15 protein-coding genes are annotated in these 17542 nt (G+C 65.2%); all 15 read right to left on the bottom strand.

Annotated elements, in window-relative coordinates; genetic code table 11:
• Nucleotides 1-10: 10 nt before the first annotated feature.
• Nucleotides 11-1198 carry an O-succinylhomoserine sulfhydrylase gene (locus DRB87_RS08755; protein ID WP_130025622.1) on the bottom strand — a complete coding sequence of 396 codons (1188 nt, stop codon included), beginning with the start codon at nucleotides 1196-1198 and terminating at the stop codon, nucleotides 11-13.
• Nucleotides 1199-1344: 146 nt separating this feature from the next.
• Nucleotides 1345-2943 carry an amidophosphoribosyltransferase gene (gene purF, locus DRB87_RS08750; RefSeq protein WP_240756232.1) on the bottom strand — a complete coding sequence of 533 codons (1599 nt, stop codon included), beginning with the start codon at nucleotides 2941-2943 and terminating at the stop codon, nucleotides 1345-1347.
• Between the two features lie 55 nt (nucleotides 2944-2998).
• A complete protein-coding gene (locus tag DRB87_RS23235) occupies nucleotides 2999-3901 on the bottom strand; it encodes a CvpA family protein (protein WP_240756231.1) in 903 nt (300 codons plus the stop codon).
• A gap of 1 nt (nucleotide 3902) precedes the next feature.
• Entirely contained in the window at nucleotides 3903-4670 is a 768-nt protein-coding gene (locus DRB87_RS08740; RefSeq protein ID WP_240756291.1) for an SPOR domain-containing protein, read from the bottom strand.
• Between the two features lie 302 nt (nucleotides 4671-4972).
• Entirely contained in the window at nucleotides 4973-6271 is a 1299-nt protein-coding gene (gene folC, locus DRB87_RS08735; protein WP_130025620.1) for a bifunctional tetrahydrofolate synthase/dihydrofolate synthase, read from the bottom strand.
• Nucleotides 6272-6460: 189 nt separating this feature from the next.
• Nucleotides 6461-7336, bottom strand: coding sequence for an acetyl-CoA carboxylase, carboxyltransferase subunit beta (gene accD / locus DRB87_RS08730; protein ID WP_017234685.1), 876 nt, complete (start codon nucleotides 7334-7336; stop codon nucleotides 6461-6463).
• 129 nt (nucleotides 7337-7465) lie between these two features.
• Nucleotides 7466-8290 carry a tryptophan synthase subunit alpha gene (gene trpA / locus DRB87_RS08725; RefSeq protein ID WP_017234684.1) on the bottom strand — a complete coding sequence of 275 codons (825 nt, stop codon included), beginning with the start codon at nucleotides 8288-8290 and terminating at the stop codon, nucleotides 7466-7468.
• Nucleotides 8244-9116: a site-specific DNA-methyltransferase gene (locus DRB87_RS08720; protein WP_150551542.1), complete on the bottom strand. Its 873-nt coding sequence runs from the start codon at nucleotides 9114-9116 to the stop codon at nucleotides 8244-8246. The genes trpA and DRB87_RS08720 overlap by 47 nt, the downstream gene beginning before the upstream one ends.
• A 180-nt stretch (nucleotides 9117-9296) precedes the next feature.
• Entirely contained in the window at nucleotides 9297-10499 is a 1203-nt protein-coding gene (trpB, locus tag DRB87_RS08715) for a tryptophan synthase subunit beta (RefSeq protein WP_130025618.1), read from the bottom strand.
• Nucleotides 10500-10557: 58 nt separating this feature from the next.
• Nucleotides 10558-11214 carry a phosphoribosylanthranilate isomerase gene (locus DRB87_RS08710; protein WP_130025617.1) on the bottom strand — a complete coding sequence of 219 codons (657 nt, stop codon included), beginning with the start codon at nucleotides 11212-11214 and terminating at the stop codon, nucleotides 10558-10560.
• Complete coding sequence (truA, locus tag DRB87_RS08705; RefSeq protein WP_130025616.1) at nucleotides 11211-12011, bottom strand: tRNA pseudouridine(38-40) synthase TruA; 801 nt, start codon at nucleotides 12009-12011, stop codon at nucleotides 11211-11213. Before truA ends, DRB87_RS08710 begins: the two co-directional genes overlap by 4 nt.
• A gap of 97 nt (nucleotides 12012-12108) precedes the next feature.
• A complete protein-coding gene (locus DRB87_RS08700) occupies nucleotides 12109-14526 on the bottom strand; it encodes a FimV/HubP family polar landmark protein (protein WP_130025615.1) in 2418 nt (805 codons plus the stop codon).
• Nucleotides 14463-15146 (bottom strand): FimV family protein, encoded by a 684-nt coding sequence (locus tag DRB87_RS23015; protein WP_165385263.1) that lies wholly within the window; start codon nucleotides 15144-15146, stop codon nucleotides 14463-14465. The genes DRB87_RS08700 and DRB87_RS23015 overlap by 64 nt, the downstream gene beginning before the upstream one ends.
• A 125-nt stretch (nucleotides 15147-15271) precedes the next feature.
• Entirely contained in the window at nucleotides 15272-16402 is a 1131-nt protein-coding gene (gene asd / locus DRB87_RS08690; RefSeq protein WP_083902239.1) for an aspartate-semialdehyde dehydrogenase, read from the bottom strand.
• 60 nt (nucleotides 16403-16462) lie between these two features.
• Nucleotides 16463-17530, bottom strand: coding sequence for a 3-isopropylmalate dehydrogenase (gene leuB / locus DRB87_RS08685; RefSeq protein ID WP_017233063.1), 1068 nt, complete (start codon nucleotides 17528-17530; stop codon nucleotides 16463-16465).
• Nucleotides 17531-17542: the final 12 nt, after the last annotated feature.

Below are 17542 nucleotides of genomic sequence, written 5' to 3'. Positions count from 1 at the left end.
GCCACTCCGCTCAACTCACGAAACCGCGAGCCAAATCGGCCCGAATATCCGCAGGCGACTCCAGACCGACCGCCAGACGGATCAGGCCTTCGGTGATGCCCGCCGCCGCGCGCGCTTGCGGCGTGATGCGACCGTGCGTCGTGCTCGCGGGATGCGTAATCGTCGTTCGCGTATCGCCGAGGTTGCCGGTGATCGAGCACACCCGCGTGTTGTCGATCACACGCCAGGCGTTCTCACGCTGTTCGGCCGGGGTTGCCCCCTTGAGTTCGAACGCGACGATCGCGCCGCCTGCCTTCTGCTGGCGCTGGGCGAGTTCGTATTGCGGGTGTGACGGCAGTCCCGGGTAATACACACGGGCGACCTGCGGCTGCTGCTCCAGCCACTGCGCGATCGCCAGCGCGTTCTCCGATTGCTTCTCGACACGCAGCGACAACGTCTCCAAGCCCTTGAGCAACACCCAGGCATTGAACGCGGACAGCGTCGGACCGGCGCTGCGCACGTACGTAAACACCTTGCCCATGATGAATTCCTTCGTGCCGACAATCGCCCCGCCCAGCACGCGGCCCTGACCGTCGAGGAACTTTGTCGCGGAATGCACGACGACGTCAGCGCCGTACTCGATGGGCCGTTGCAACGCCGGCGTACAGAAGCAGTTGTCGACGACGAACAAGGCACCCGCTTCCTTCGCGATCTGGCCGATGGCGGTAATGTCGGCGATATCGGTGAGCGGGTTGGACGGCGTCTCGAGGAAGAACATCTTCGTGTTCGGACGGATCGCGGCGCGCCAGGCGTCGAGATCCGTCGGGTCGACGAACGTCGTCTCGACACCGAAGCGATTGAAGATCGTGGAGAAGACGTTGAGCGTGGAGCCGAAAATGCTTTGCGAACTGACGAGGTGGTCGCCGCCCGAGAGCGCCGACATCACGACCGAGACGATGGCACTCATGCCCGACGCGGTCGCCATGCACGCCTCACCGCCTTCGAGCGCGGCCAGACGGTCCTGAAACATCGACACGGTCGGATTGGTAAAGCGCGAGTAGGTGAAGCCCTCCTCCGAATGCGCAAAGCGTTCGGCGGCCTCGGCCGCGCTCTTGAATACGAAGCTCGAGGTCAGGTAAAGCGCCTCGGAATGCTCACCAAATTCGGAGCGCTGCGTGCCAGCGCGCACCGCAAGGGTATCGAAGTCGAAGGAGTCCATCGTGTGTCTCGTCATTAGGGTGGCCCGCCCGTCGGCCAAAAAAAGAAAAGCCCGTTTCGCTGATCAGCAAAACGGGCTCGAAATCCATCTGTCTAGGCCTCGCTTTAGCTGTTTCGGGGAAGTTCCCCCACGTCCGCAAGCTGAATTCAAATCGACGTGAAAACGAGTGTAGCACGTTGCCGACGGGGAGGGAAAATCCCCACCGCCCGCGGCACCTGGGTCGGCTCAGAGGCCGAGCTGCGCCCGCGCGGCTCGTTGTCGTCGCCGTCACCCGACTCCACCACCGGGGCCTTCGGCGCCTTGCGCTGCTGCTCCAGACGCGTCAGATACGCCGGCGTGACGTCACCGGTGATGTAGTTGCCGTCGAAGCACGAGGCGTCGAAGTCGGCCAGCGCCGGGTTGATGTCACGCACGGCCGCCTTCATGTCTTCGACGTCCTGATAGATCAGGGCGTCGGCGCCGATGATGCGCGCCACTTCCTCGTCGCTGCGGTCATGTGCCACCAGCTCGCTACGCGTGGGCATGTCGATGCCGTATACGTTCGGGAACTTCACGGGCGGCGCGGCCGACGCGAAGATCACCTTGCGCGCACCGGCGTCACGTGCCATCTGCACGATTTCCTGACTGGTCGTGCCGCGCACGATCGAGTCGTCGACGATCAGCACGTTCTTGTCCTTGAACTCGACGCGCATGGCGTTGAGCTTCTGGCGCACCGACTTCTTGCGCATCGCCTGGCCGGGCATGATGAAGGTACGGCCAACGTAGCGGTTCTTGAAGAAGCCTTCGCGATAATTCAAGCCCAGTCGCTTGGCGACCTGCATCGCGGCCGGACGGCTGGAGTCCGGAATCGGCATGACGACGTCGATGTCCTGATAGTCGATCTCGCGCCGGATCTTCTCGGCGAGGTAGTCGCCCATGCGCAGGCGCGCGTCGTAGACCGGCACGCCGTCGAGCACGGAATCCGGACGCGCCAGATACACGAGTTCGAAAATGCACGGATGCAACGATGCGGCGACGGCGCACAACTGCGACGTCAGCTCACCGTCGTTGCTGATGAAGACCGCCTCGCCCGGCTTGACGTCGCGATCGAACGCGAAGCCCATGCCCTCGAGCGCCACGGACTCCGACGCCACCATCCACTCCGTGCCGTTCGGGCCATCGAAGCGGCCGATGCAAAGGGGACGAATGCCGTGCGGGTCGCGGAAGGCGAGCAGACCGAAACCGGAGATGATGGAGACGATGGCGTATGAGCCCCGCAGACGACCATGCACCTTGCCCACCGCCTCGAACAGCGACCCGACGCTCAGGCCGTCGCGCGAGCTTTCCTGCAGCTCGTGCGCAAGCACGTTGAGCAGCACTTCGGAATCGGACGTGGTGTTGATGTGGCGGCGGTCGACACGGAACATCTCGTCCTTGAGCTGTTCCCAGTTCGTCAGGTTGCCGTTGTGGGCGAGCACTATGCCGTAGGGTGCATTCACGTAGAACGGCTGGGCTTGTGCGGCGCTCGACGAACCGGCCGTCGGGTAGCGCACCTGGCCGATACCGACGTTGCCCGGCAAGTCGCGCATGTTGCGCGTGCGGAACACGTCGCGCACCATGCCGTTGCCCTTGTGCATGTAGAAGGACTGGCCATCCGTCGTCGCGATACCGGCGGCATCCTGGCCGCGGTGCTGCAGCAGCAGCAGACTATCGTAGATGAACTGGTTGACCGGGGATTTGGAAACTACACCGACGATGCCACACATGGCATGAATCCTTCAAAAAACATCGAAATCTGCAACTAACGGACCGTATTATCCGTCATTCCGAAACCTTGTGCAGGCCGGTCGACGGCGTGACCGATCCGCCCGCCCCGCCTGCCCCGCCCGCCCCACCGACACGCATGCCCCACCCCTGCGATTGACCGAGCGCGCCTTGGCCGCTCAGACCATCGCCCGTCAGCCCCGTGCCGAGGCTACCGCTGCTGCTACCGCCGCTATCGCCGCGAACGGCGCCACCGCCCATTGGGGCTGACGTCCCCGAGCTCTCGGCAGCCCCGGACGTCCCCTTGGCTCGCTCACCGTCCGAATGGCGCGTCGAACCCTGCGCCCCCTGCCCGCCCGCATCCGGCGTGCCACGATACGGCGCCAACTGCGGCAACGGAATCGGCGTTCCCAGCGGATTGACGCTCGGCACCGCCGCCTCGGGATTGTGCAGGTAGTGCTGCACCGGCTCGGGCAGGTACGGCATGAGCCGCGACAACCCCACCTCGACCCACGGACGCACCAGCGACTGCTGCCACACCGGTTGTTGCGGCAATGACGTTAACTTGGCGGCGACCATCAACAACATCAAGAGCAACATGCCGCGCACGATGCCGAACACCATGCCCAATCCGCGATCGGCCGGACGCAACCCGATCAGATCGGTCATGCGCCCGACGAGCGCGCTGACGATACCGGCGCCGAACACTACCGCGACCAGCACCAGCAGGAAGCCGATGGCACCTTGCGTCATCTCGCCGCCCGGCAGATCGGCGGGCAACCAATGTGCGACCGACGGACCGAAGGCGCGGGCCACGAAGAACGCCACGACCCAGCCCACCAGATTGAACAACTCGCGCACCAGGCCGCGCAACATGCCCAGCAGCATCGAGCCGAGCAGGATGGCAATGGCCGCGTAATCCACCACGGTCAGCAGACCGCCATGCACCGGATCGCTCAACTCAGCCTGCCTCGGCGACCTGCGCCGTCAGTCCGGCGTCGCGAATCTTCTTGCTCGCCGCCTCCGCACTCGCGCGATCGGCGAACGGTCCTGCGCGCAGCAGGTAAAGCTCACGGCCACCCACCTTGCTCTTCACCATGTAGCTCGGCACATTCACGAGCTTCAGTTTGACGAGCCAGGCCTGCGCCCGGTCCTGCGTCGAAAATGCGCCAATGCGCACCTGGTACTTGCCGCCCGATGCCGCCGGCTTCTGTCCACTGTCGTGACTATCCGCCGATTTCGCGGATTTGGCCGTCGTGTTGTTCTGGGCGAACTGCGCAATCGGATCGGCGACGTTGTTGTTCGGCGGCGTCTTGGCTTGCGCCTTGGCCGTGTCGTGCGACTCCGGCTTCGCGGCCGGCTTCACCTCCGCGTGCGGCTCGGGCTTCTTGACGTCGGGCTTGATCTCCGGCTTCGCTTGCGCCACGGCCGGTTCCGGCACCGTGCTTGGCGAGGGAGCCATCGCGGCGGACGGCGGCACGGCCGTCGGTGCCGGGGCAGGCGTCGAGACCGCCGGCTTGGCGGCACTCGCGCCTCCCAGTGCGTTGCTGTCGAGCGCGACTTCGCCCTTGTCGAGCGACGCGTCGGTCGGCGGCGTGGCCGCCTTCGGCTTCACACGCACGGGCGGCGAGTTGGTGTCTTTTCCGGGGATCTGGATCGCGATGTTGTCAGCCGACGGTTTCGGCTCCGGGGCCAGCACCATCGGCAGAATGATGACGGCCGCGAGCACCAGCGCCAATGCCCCCACCAGACGGCGGCGCGCGCGTTGCTTCTCGGGCAGCAGCGGGTCGAGTTGCTCGTGCTCGCCGTATTCACCCCTCCCGCCGCACGGGCGCCGGTTCGGCCGCTCCGGCGGCTACCGCGCTTGGGGGGAACGGCTTCGGCGTCTTTCTTGCGGAAGGAAAACAATCCCATAGGCCCTTGGCTCTGGTCGTAACTCGCGTCGTTGGACGGATGATGATCGCGCATCGGGGGCGCCCAGCGCATGACATTTCTCGTAAGCAATTGTCACGGCCAACGTCCCGTCATGCCTTAATGGCGCTGTAATTTGCGGTGCGACATGACGCCGGACACCGTAAAGAACGATCCAAAAACCACGATTCTATCATTCTCGCCGCACTGCTCGAGCGCGGCGGCATAAGCTTTCTCGGGAGATTCAAAGGTCTCGACCGAATGATCGGCATCCGGCGCGAACCCCACCGCCCGCAGACTCGCTTCCAGCTTCTGTGGACTCGCGGCACGTTCGGTCGGCAGCGCGCACAGACGCCAGTGATCGACCTTGTCGACGAGATGCCGCAGCACCCCCTCGATATCCTTGTCGGCCATCGCCCCGAACACGGCGTATGTGTATGGAAAGTAGCCCATGCCGTCGAGATTGTGGCCAAGCGCGGCAGCGGCGTGCGGGTTGTGCGCCACATCGAGCACCACGGCCGGACGCCCCGGCAGCACCTGGAACCGCCCCGGCAACTCGACCGAAGAGAGCCCCAGCCGAATGTCCTGCGCCGACACCGGGAGCGTGTCGCGCATCGATTCGAGCGCGGCCAGCGCCGCCGACGCGTTGAGCAACTGGTTCGCGCCCCGCAAGGCTGGATACGCAAGCGACGGGCGGCGCATCTGGCGTCCGCCATAGCTCCACTGCTGCTTGTCGCCCTGATAGTTGAAATCGCGACCGAACAGCCACAGGTCCGCGCCGATGCGCTCCGCCTCGGCCAGCAGCGAGGCTGGCGGCACGGGATCGCCACAGATCGCCGGTTTTCCCGCACGGAAGATGCCCGCCTTCTCGATGGCAATCGCCTCGCGGGTGTCGCCGAGGTACTGGGCGTGATCGATGTCGATGCTGGTAACGACCGCACAGTCGGGGTCGATGATGTTCACCGCATCGAGACGCCCGCCCAGGCCGACTTCCAGAATCACGGCATCGAGCCCGGCGGTGGCGAACAAGTGCATGATCGCGAGCGTGGTGAACTCGAAATACGTGAGCGAGACCGGCGTTTCGAAGCTCGTGCGCGCGGACTCGACCGCCTCGAAATGCTTCAGCAGCGTGGCGTCGTCGACGTTCTCGCCATTCAGGCGGGCGCGTTCGTTGAACGAAATCAGATGCGGCGACGTGTGACAGCCCACGCGATAACCCGCCGAGAGCAGAATGGCTTCGATGATCGCGCAGGTCGATCCCTTGCCGTTGGTCCCGCCCACCGTGAAGACGGGGCACGGGAATTGCAGTCCGAGCGCCTCTTTCACGCGGCCAATGCGCGTGAGGCCCATATCGATGCCCACAGGGTGAGCGGTTTCCAGATGGGCGAGCCAGGCGTCGAGAGTGGAGTAGGTCGGCATGGATGGTCGGGCGGGAAAACAAAAACGCGGACGTCACGTAACGTCCGCGCTTTCTATCCTGCTGAGTGATGCGTTCAAGCGCCGCATGAGCGGCACGGCGTGGCGTTGCGACATTCTACGCCGTTGCACCGCCCTTTGGGGCACCGCAGCAGCGCTCGCGACGCCGTCGCGCCCGTGAATTTTCCGTGCTCAGGCGACGGCGTCCGCCGGCTGGCATTGCATCAGGGCGATCAGGCGAGCAATCTCCTCACGCATCTTGCGACGGTCGACGATCATGTCGATCGCGCCCTTTTGCAGCAGGAACTCCGAACGCTGGAAGCCTTCCGGCAGTTTTTCACGCACGGTCTGCTCGATCACACGCGGGCCGGCGAAGCCGATCAGCGCCTTGGGTTCGGCGATCACCACATCGCCGAGGAAGGCGAAACTCGCCGACACACCGCCCATCGTCGGATCGGTCAGCACGGAAATGAACGGCAGCTTGGCATTGGCCAGCTTGGTGAGCATGGCCGTGGTCTTGGCCATCTGCATGAGCGAGAGCAGGCTTTCCTGCATGCGCGCACCGCCCGAAGCGGTCACGCAGACGAACGGCACGCCCTGTTCCAGCGCGTTCTGCGCGCCGCGCACGAAGCGCTCGCCGACCACCGACCCCATCGAGCCCCCCATGAATGCGAACTCGAAGCAGGCGACCACGACCGGCAGCGTATGGATCGCGCCGCCCATGACCACCATTGCATCGGTCTCGCCGGTGTCGTCCATCGCTTCCTTGATGCGGTCCGGATACTTGCGGCTGTCCTTGAACTTCAGCGCGTCGACCGGCACGATCTCCTGGCCCAGTTCGTAACGGCCTTCCGGATCGAGCAGCGCGTCGAGACGCGCACGGGCGCCGATACGCATGTGGTGATCGCACTTCGGGCACACGTGCAGATTCGCTTCCACGTCGTTGCGATACAGCACCGCCTCACACGACGGGCACTTGATCCACAGCCCTTCCGGGATGCTCTTGTTGCGCTGCGTCGGATCGGTTTGCTTGATCTTCGGGGGCAGCAGCTTATCGAGCCAGCTCATAGTTTCTCCTTGGCAAACGCCCGCGCCAGGCGGGGCGGGCGTTTCTGGCGACCGTGCAACACGGCCGTGTCAATTCAGCGTTTCACCGGGCGGTTCGACGAATCGACCCCGCGAACAAACGCCGCAAATCTACGCCGATTTGGCGCCCTCGTCGAGCGCCTGGCGAATACCGCCGATGAATTCAGCGAGCGATTTTACCGCGTTATGGCCTTCCAGATCACGCGGCGTGTTTTCCAGGCGCTGAACGATGGCGCTGCCGATGACCACGGCGTCGGCCACGCTCGCGATGGCGCGCGCTGTCGCGGCGTCGCGAATACCGAAGCCCACCCCCACGGGCAGGGGTGCGACGGCCTTGATTTCAGGTATCTTCGCGGCCACGCTTTCCAGATCCAGGCTCGCCGCCCCCGTCACGCCCTTGAGCGAGACGTAATAGAGATAACCGCTGGCCTGCCGCGCCACAGCGGCAATCCGCGCTTCGGTCGAGGTCGGTGCGAGCAGGAAGATCGGATCGATGCCATGCGCACGCACCGCCCCGGCATAGGTCTCGGCCTCCTCGGGCGGATAGTCGACGACCAGCACGCCGTCGACACCGGCCTTGGCGGCCCGCTCGGCGAAGGTGTCGAGACCCATCGCCTCGATCGGATTGGCATAGCCCATCAGCACGACCGGCGTGCGGTCGTTGGTCTGACGGAACACTGCCACGTAGCCGAGCACCTCCGCCAGGCTCACGCCGCGGGCCAGCGCACGCTCGGAGGCGCGTTGAATCACCGGGCCGTCGGCCATCGGGTCGGAGAACGGCACGCCGAGTTCGATGACGTCGGCTCCGTTGTCGGCCAGCGCATGCATCAGCTTGACCGTCCAGCCCGGCTCGGGATCGCCGGCGGTGATGAACGGGATGAGGCCTTTTTTACCCTGCGCTTGCAAGGCTTGGAACGTCGCTTGAATGCGGGACATGATCGGAAAGTCTCTGAAGTCTTTGGTGGGCGAGCGCGTGGTAATGCGCGTTCAGCTCGAAGCCGACGAAACGCCGGCCGTGCAACGCGCATGCCACGGCCGTCGTGCCGCTGCCCATGAACGGGTCGAGCACGAGACCGCCGGGCGGGCAACTGGCCAGCACCATGCGCTCGATGATATGCAGCGGTTTCTGCGTCGGATGATCGACGCGTTCGGGGTCTTGCCGGTGCAATCGCGAGATCGACCACAGATCCTTCGGGTTGTAACCCAGTTCCAGCCACTTGCTGCCCTCGAAGATACGGCGCGAGCGCGCCTTCTTCGTCGCGGCGTCGTACGGCACCCGCACCGCATCGAGATCGAAGTAGTAGTCCTTCGAAACCGCGAAAAAGCCGATGTTGTCGTGCACCGACGAGAACCGCCGGGTGCTGCCGCCCATGCTGGGCACGCGGCGATCCCAGATGATCTCGTTGATCATCAGCATGCGCCGCTTCAGGAACACGAACAGCTCGGGGGCATACTGCCACGTACAGAACAGGTACAGCGAGCCGCGCGGCGCGAGCTTCGGTATGGCCGCTTCGAGCCAGCCATACGTCCAGCCGAGGAAATCCTCGCCGGAGCGCTTGTCGGAGTCGTTGCCATAATCCTTGCCGAGCCCGTAAGGCGGATCGGCAAGGATCAGGTCGACACTACCGTCGTCGAGTTCGTGCAAGTGCTCCAGGAAGTCGGCATGACGCAAGGTGATGTCGCCCGGCGCCCAACGCGCACGCAGCTCGCCGGCCGCTTCCCTGGCCTCGAGACGTGCGGCGGCGGCTTCGGTGGCGTCCATGGGGCGCTCGGCCCCGAGAACGTCAAGTGGCGCCTTGCGATCAGTCAGATCGGTCATGCTGGTTCTGGTGTCCTTGATGGATCTTGGAATCTGAGGATTTTAGGATCTGTCATCGATGGCGTCTCGCGACGCCGCCGATGTCGCCAATGTCGCCAATGTCGCCAATGTCGCAAATGCTGCTTATGCCCCGCTGGGCGCCGGCCTGGGCAGTGCCATCACGGTGTGCATGTCCTTGTCGCCGCGCCCCGAGAGATTGACCAGCACGATCTGATCGCTCGGCAGCGTCGGCGCCAGCTTGCACGCGTAAGCCAGCGCGTGGCTCGACTCCAGCGCCGGAATGATGCCTTCGATCCGGCAGCAGTCATGAAACGCGCGCAGCGCCTCGGTATCGGTCACGCCCACGTACTCAGCACGCTTGATGTCATGCAGCCACGCGTGCTCCGGGCCCACCCCCGGGTAGTCCAGCCCTGCCGAGATCGAATGCGTCTCGGTGATCTGACCATTGGCGTCCTGCAGCAGATAGGTGCGGTTGCCATGGAGCACGCCGGGCGTGCCACCGATGATCGACGCCGCATGACGGCCGGTCTCGATGCCGTCGCCCGCCGCTTCCACACCCACCAGCTTGACGTCCGGAACGTCGATATACGGGTAGAAAATACCCATGGCGTTCGAGCCGCCACCGACGCAGGCGAGCACATAATCCGGCTGACGGCCGGCCAGCTCGGGCATCTGCACCTTGCACTCTTCGCCGATCACGCTCTGGAAATCGCGCACGAGCATCGGGTACGGATGCGGCCCGGCCACCGTGCCGATGATGTAGAACGTGCTCTCGACATTGGTCACCCAGTCGCGCATGGCTTCGTTGAGCGCGTCCTTGAGGGTCTTCGAACCCGATTCCACCGGCACCACGGTCGCGCCCAGCAGTTGCATACGGTAGACGTTGGCCGCCTGACGCTTGACGTCTTCCGAGCCCATGTAGACCACACACTCCATGCCGAAGCGCGCGGCAATGGTGGCCGTCGCCACGCCGTGCTGGCCGGCGCCGGTCTCCGCAATCACGCGGCGCTTGCCCATGCGACGCGCCAGCAACGCCTGCCCGATCACGTTGTTCACCTTGTGCGCGCCGGTATGGTTCAGGTCTTCGCGCTTGAGGTACACCTGCGCGCCGCCCAGTTCCTGGCTCCAGCGCTTGGCGTGATAGATCGGCGACGGACGGCCGACGTAGTGCTTCAGTTCGTAATGGAATTCTTCGAGGAAGGCCGGATCGTGCTGGTACTTCGCATAGGCCTCGCGCAACTCGTCGAGGGCGTGAATCAGCGTCTCGGCCACAAAGACACCGCCGTACGGACCGAAATGGCCGCGGGCGTCAGGAAAATCGTACATGGTTGTCACTCTTCGCAGTACCGGTGCGCGGCCCAGGCGGGGCGCGCCGGCGGGTTGCTCATTCGGCGTCGGCGGCACGCACTGCGTGCACGAACGCCGTCATGCGGGCGTGATCCTTCACGCCACGCGACGCCTCCACACCGCTCGACACGTCGACGGCGTAAGGCGTCACCCGGCCGATGGCTTCAGCAACGTTGTGTGCGCTCAAGCCACCACTCAAAACGGCCCGACGCGCGATGTCTTTTGGAATAAGTGACCAATCGAAAACCTTTCCCCCACCGCCGTAGCCCTCGACCAGGGCATCGAGCAAGATGCCTTGCGCGGCGGTGTATGCATTGGCGAATTGTAGCAAATCGCCGCTGTCTTTCGTTTCCGGGCCGATACGCATGGCGCGCATGTACGGACGGTTGCCCGCCGCGGCCGCCAACACCGCGCACTGCGCCGGCGTTTCGTCGCCATGGAACTGCAGCGCGGTGAGCGGCACGGCCTCGACCGTCCGGGCGATCTCATCGGCCGTCGCGTTCACGAACAGGCCGACCAGACTCACGTACGGCGGCACCCGGCGGGCCAGCTCGGCCGCGCGCGCCAGATCCACGTAGCGCGGGCTCGGCGGGTAGAAGACGAGGCCGATGGCGTCGACGCCCAGCGCCACCGCGTGATCGATGTCGGCCGGCTGCGACAGGCCGCAGATCTTGATTCGAGTACGGGATTTCATGAACTTGCCCACGGCATCGGGAACGGCCACGCAGCCCAGTTGGGCTCGGGGACCGCGAAACGCTCAGGATACCCCACCCGCGCCAGATACAGCCCGTCCGGCATGAACGTCGGGGCGGCCTGACGACGGTCGAGACTCGCGAGCACATCCGTCGTCCAACTGGCCGGCTGACGCCCGCGGCCCACGGCGACCAGACAGCCCATGATGTTGCGCACCATGTGATGCAGGAACGCGCTCGCCCGAAAGCGGAACACAAAGAAGTGCCCATGCTGCTCGATGTCGATGGCGTACAGATGTTTCACCGGCGTCTTGGCCTGACACTCGGACGAGCGGAACGCCGAGAAGTCGTGCTCGCCGACCAGCACCTGGCTCGCGGCACGCATCGCTTCGAGATCGAGCGGCGTGTGCAACCAGCCGCATCGGCCGTCGAGCAAGGGTGAGCGCACGGGATGCACGTACAGCACATAGAAATACGTGCGCTCGAAGGCGGTAAAGCGGGCGTGGAAATCGTCCGGCATCGCCTGCGCCCATTGCACCGCGACCGACTTGGGCAGAAACGCGTTGACGCCGCGCACCCACGAGAACATGGCGCGGTCCAGATCGGTGTCGAAATGGGCCACCTGACCGATGCCGTGCACACCGGTATCGGTGCGGCCCGCGACGGTCGTGGGCAGCGCAACGCCGCCGAATTCCCGCAACGCGGCTTCGAGCGTCTGTTGCACGGTGTTGCCATGCGGCTGCGATTGCCAGCCGGAGAACGCCGTGCCGTCGTAATGGATGCCCAGTGCGATTCGCATATGAAAAAGAAAAATGGGCGCTCAACCTACGAGCGCCCCAAACTACGGTCAATCTGTGGTGGGTTCGTCAGCCTGTCGTGGCGTCAACTTCCCGGCGTCACTTGCCAAGCTCGGCGAGCCGTGTGCGGGCGACGGACTGCTGCGCGGCGTCGCCACCGGCAATCACCTCTTCGAGCAGTTCGCGTGCGCCTTCGTCGTCACCGATGGTCTGATACGCAGTGGCCAGCTCCAGCTTCGTATGGTATTCATCCGGCACGCCCGGCTCGACGGACGCCGCGGCGACGGGTGACGCCGGCACGGCGGGCACCGGCGCAACCGATTGCGGCACTTGCGGCGCCGCAGGTTCGGCCGCATACGGCGTTTCCGGCGCCGGTGCATGCAGCACCTCGTGCTCGATCAGGGCTTCCGTTCCGATATCGGTTGCCAGCGTCGGCGCGCTCACGAACGCCGGGCTCGCCTGCGCGTCGTCGCCCTTGAGATCGAGGCTAAAGTCCGATAGATCGAACGACAACGGCTTGAGCGAGGGTGCCTCGTGCGCGGTGTCCGTATAGCTGCGCGACGCGACGGGCGAGTGACTGGCCTGCTGCATCGCGGCGTCGAAGTCTGCATCGCTCAGTTCGCCGTCCGGCTCGTCGAATGCCTCTTCGTCCGCGCTGGCATGCGAGCGCAGCGGATCGTCCATCGGCGCCATCTTGAACTGCACCGAACCCATCCCCTTCGAGAGCGACGGCAACGCATCGCTCGAAATCGTGCCTACATGCGCCGCCTGTCCCGGGATCGCCAGATCCAGATCGCCCAGCATGCCGGCTACGCTGCCGTCGAGCGAAGCGTCGACGGGCTCGGCCGGCGCGGAAATGTTTGACTCAGGCGCAGACACTGACGTGGCGGCAGCACCGCCTACAGCGGCGGCGGCACCCAGCGCTTCGAGCGCCGACAAGGTGGCAGCCGCCGAGTCGTCATGGGCGGCGGGCGCTTCGTGGGAGTCCCCGGCGGCCTTGCCGGCTTCCTCGGCAAACGCAGCGCCCCAATCGATTTCCGGCTCGCTGGCGGCTTCGGCTGGTGTTTCCTGCGGAGGGGCCGTCGCCTCGCCCACGAACGGCTCAGCCACCGCTTCAGACGATGCCACGGAGGCCGACGACACCGGCAACACATCGCGACCTTCGTCATGCTCGTCGACGGACTCGTCGTTCAGGGCCACTGGCTCAGCGTTCCACGCATCGGGTCCACCGGCTTCGTCCACCGCAGACTCGTGCTGAATCGCGTGGACGGCGGCAACGCCCTCGTCCGATGCCGACCAGGCATCGTCGGCCGCTGGCTGCCGCGCTTCGGCTTGCGCTTGATTGGCCGCGTACAGTGCCGCGGCGCCTGCGGCACCCGCAGCCGCCACCGCCACGCCGTCCGACGCCTGCGTGGCGCCAGGTGCACCGTCATGCGGCACATCGTGGCCCTCGTGGTCGTCAGGCATATCACGCCCGTCGTCATACGGCCCGGGCTGCCCCACCGGTGCCGCCGCGCGACGGCGGCGCAACAGTGCCCACAAGCCAAGCAGCACCACCAGCGCGCCAGCGCCCGGCAGCACGTAAGGATTCTGGCTCACGGCACGCCAATTCATCGCGCCATTCGGCGCCGGCTTCGCTGGCGCAACCGCGGCACTGGCCGCCGTCGTCGCGACGACATCGCTTGCGGGTACCGCCGCCGCAGCCGCCGCCTCCGATGCTGCCGTGCTCGCCGATGCGGCGGAGGCAGCCACCGCGGCCTCGGTCACGGCAGCCCCCGAAGCGACGCCCGTCTCAGCCGCACTGTCAGCGCGCGCAGCGGCGTCGGTTTCGTTAGTGCCATTGCCGTTGGCGGAATTCGTTGCCGTCTTGGCCGCTGCCGCCGCAGCCGTCGTCGTGCCGCCGGCCGGTTTCGCCGTCTTTTCCTGCGCAGTCGCCCCGGAAGCGGTGGCGGCCTGTTGCTCCAGGTTGGCGACGGCCTGATTCTTCATCGCCAACAACTTCTGGAGATCTGCAACGTTCTTCTGCAACTCGTTCACCCTGCCCTGAGCCTCGGCCTGCGCCTTGCCCTGGGCGATTTGTGCTTCTTCGCTGCCGCCGGTTCGACCGGCCGTGCCGCCCGCCCCTCCCTTACCGGGTCGCGACAGCTTCAATTCATCGCGTGTCGCGGGCGTGGCAGCTTCCGGTGCCTTGCCCGCTTCGATCGCGCCCTGTGCACTGCGGCCACCGGCCGGTGCTGCCTGCTGCGCCGTCGATTCGGCCAGCCGCGCGCGATACGCGTCGAACTGTTCCCGTGCCGCCGACACGAACTTGCGGGCTTGCGCGGGAGGAATGCCTTGCACCTGCGCGTCGGACGGACGCGTGAGCGTCGCCCCCTGACGCAGTCGATTCGGATCGTTGCCGATGAACGCGGAGCGGTTTGCCTCGAACAGCGCGCTCATCATCTGCGCCAGCGTCACCCCGCCTTCGCCGCCCGTGAATTCACGGGCAATCGACGACAGCGATTCGCCATGCCCCACCTTGCGCTCGCCCCCGCCCCGACGCCGACGGCAGACGCCTTGCCCGGCTGGGCAGAGGTTGCGGACGCGGAGGTGGACAAGGCGGGCGCGGTGGACGCGGGAGACGCCGCGGGCGGGGCCTGACTCGCCGCCGCTGCGGGCACGACGGCCTGGGCCTGGGTCGCGCTCGCTTCCGGGATGGCGGACAGCGTCACGGCATTGGACTGACGGCCGGTGCGCCATTCGAGCACCAGCAACAGGTCGAGGAACGACGTACTGATCGGCTCGGCCGAATCGACATGCACGAGATACGTGCCGCTGTAACCGGGCGCGCGCCCCGCCGTTGGCGAGACCGAGACGGAAAGCTTCTCGAGCGTGGGGTCGTAGCGCAGACCGGCCTGCTTGAACGCGTCGCGCGGCGCGAGCTTCACCGACAATCCGTCGGCTTCCGCCTGCGACACGTTGCCCAGCACGATGACAGCACGCAACGGCTGGCCCGGGCCCGAGCGCACCTGCTGCGGGCCGAACTCCGCCGCACCGGCGTTGAGCAGCCCGAGGCTCCACAAGACGGCCGCTGCCGCGCTCAGGCGGAACGCATTACGGGACGAGTTTGCACGCTTGCCGATCGAGTATTTCCGCACTGTGTCTTGTCAGGCCTGTCAGTCGTTTGTCACTGGCCGCCCCGGCTACAAGGGGTGCCTCCCAAAGCGCGGACGGCGGCCTCGCGGGCCGCCGTTCTTCACGCCTTACCGATGCGCTGCGACGCTCAAGCGTCGAGCAGGATTCGCAGCATGCGGCGCAGCGGTTCCGCCGCGCCCCACAACAGTTGATCGCCGACGGTAAACGCCGACAGATACTCCGGCCCCATCGACATCTTGCGCAGGCGACCGACCGGAATCGTCATGGTGCCGGTCACGGCCGCAGGCGTCAAATCGGTCATCGACGCCTCGCGGGTGTTCGGCACGACCTTCACCCAGTCATTGGCCTGGCCGATGATGTCCGTCAGCTCGTCTAACGGCACATCTTTCGTCAACTTGATGGTCAGCGCCTGGCTGTGGCAACGCATCGCACCGATGCGCACGCACAGACCGTCCACCGGAATGGCGCGGGTGTTCGGGAAACCGTCGCCCAGCCCCAGGATCTTGTTGGTCTCGGCGCCGCCCTTCCATTCTTCCTTCGACTGACCGTTGCCCAGATCCTTGTCGATCCAGGGAATCAGGTTGCCGCCCAGCGGCACGCCAAACTGCTTGGTCTCGTCGGCCGTGAGCGCGTGCTGCTTTGCGAGCACCTTGCGGTCGATCTCGAGAATGGCCGAGTGCGGATCGTCGAGCAGCGCCTTGACTTCGGCGTTGATGCTGCCGAATTGCGTGAGCAGCTCACGCATGTGTTGCGCGCCGCCGCCCGATGCCGCCTGATACGTCATCGACGTAAGCCAGTCGACCAGACCGTGCTGGAACAGACCGCCCAGCCCCATCAGCATGCAGCTCACCGTGCAGTTGCCGCCAACGAAGTTCTTGGTGCCCTTGCTGAGCGAGTGCTTGATCACGTCGAGGTTGACCGGATCGAGAACGATGATCGCATCGTCCTTCATGCGCAGCGTCGAGGCCGCGTCGATCCAATAGCCGCTCCAGCCCGCCGCGCGCAGCTTCGGGAAGATCTCGGTCGTGTAATCACCGCCCTGGCAGGTAATGATGATGTCGCACTTCTTCAGCTCGTTGACATCATTGGCGTCTTTCAGCGAAGTCTCGTTCTTCGCCATCGACGGGGCTTTTCCGCCCGCGTTGCTGGTGCTGAAAAACACCGGCTCGATCAAGGCGAAGTCGTTCTCCTGTTGCATGCGCTGCATCAGAACCGAACCGACCATGCCCCGCCAACCTACCAGACCTACGGTTTTCATTTATCCACTCTCTTATCGTTGCAATTGCGCCGAGGGGCGTCTCACGACGCCCCGTCAACGTTATAGCGCGGCAACCACTGCCGCACCCATCTCGCGCGTACCGACCTTGGTCGCGCCTTCCTGCCAGATGTCCGGCGTGCGCAGCCCTTGCGCCAGCACCTTCTTCACCGCATTTTCCACGCGATCAGCCTGTTCCGCGCGGCCCAGCGTGTAACGCAGCATCATGGCCGCCGACAGGATCGTAGCCAACGGATTGGCGACACCCTTGCCGGCGATATCGGGCGCCGAACCGTGCGACGGCTCGTACAGCCCCTTGTTATTGGCATCCAGCGACGCCGACGGCAGCATGCCGATCGACCCCGTGAGCATCGCGGCCTCGTCCGACAGAATATCGCCGAACATGTTGCCGGTCACCACGACGTCGAAATTCTTCGGCGCCTTGACCAGTTGCATCGCGGCATTGTCGACGTACATATGCGAGAGTTCGACCTCCGGATACTGCTTGGCGACCTCGATCATGGTGTCGCGCCACAGTTGCGACGTCTCGAGCACATTGGCCTTGTCCACCGAACACAAGCGCTTGTCGCGCTTGGCCGCGGCCTGAAATGCGACGTGCGCGATGCGCTCCACTTCCGGCACGCTATACCGCATGGTATCAAAACCTTCGCGCGCCCCTTCGAAAGCGCCATCGGGCGACTGGCGGAAGCCCTTCGGCTGGCCGAAGTAGATGTCGCCGTTCAGCTCGCGAATGATCAGGATATCGAGCCCTGCCACGATTTCCGGCTTCAGGCTCGATGCGTCGGCCAGTTCCTTGTACAGGATGGCCGGACGGAAGTTGGCGAACAGCTGCAGATGCTTGCGCAGCCCCAGAATCGCCTGCTCGGGACGCAGTGCGCGCTCGAGCGAATCGTATTTCCAGTCGCCCACGGCGCCGAACAGAATGGCATCCGCTTCCTTGGCGAGCTTGAGCGTGGCGTCCGGCAGCGGATGACCCGCCGCCTCGTAGCCCGCGCCGCCCACGGGCGCTTCTTCCAGTTCAAACGTCTCGCCAAGTGCGTTCAGCACATTGACGGCTTCCGTCACGATTTCCGGACCAATGCCGTCACCCGGCAACACTGCAATTTTCATGCGATCTCCTTG

Origin of the sequence: Pandoraea sp. XY-2 (assembly GCF_004193915.1) — a bacterium.
GTDB classification, from domain to species: Bacteria; Pseudomonadota; Gammaproteobacteria; order Burkholderiales; family Burkholderiaceae; genus Pandoraea; species Pandoraea cepalis.
The sequence above is the reverse complement of the archived record's forward strand: the minus strand, read 5'-3'. Positions and strand labels throughout refer to the sequence as shown.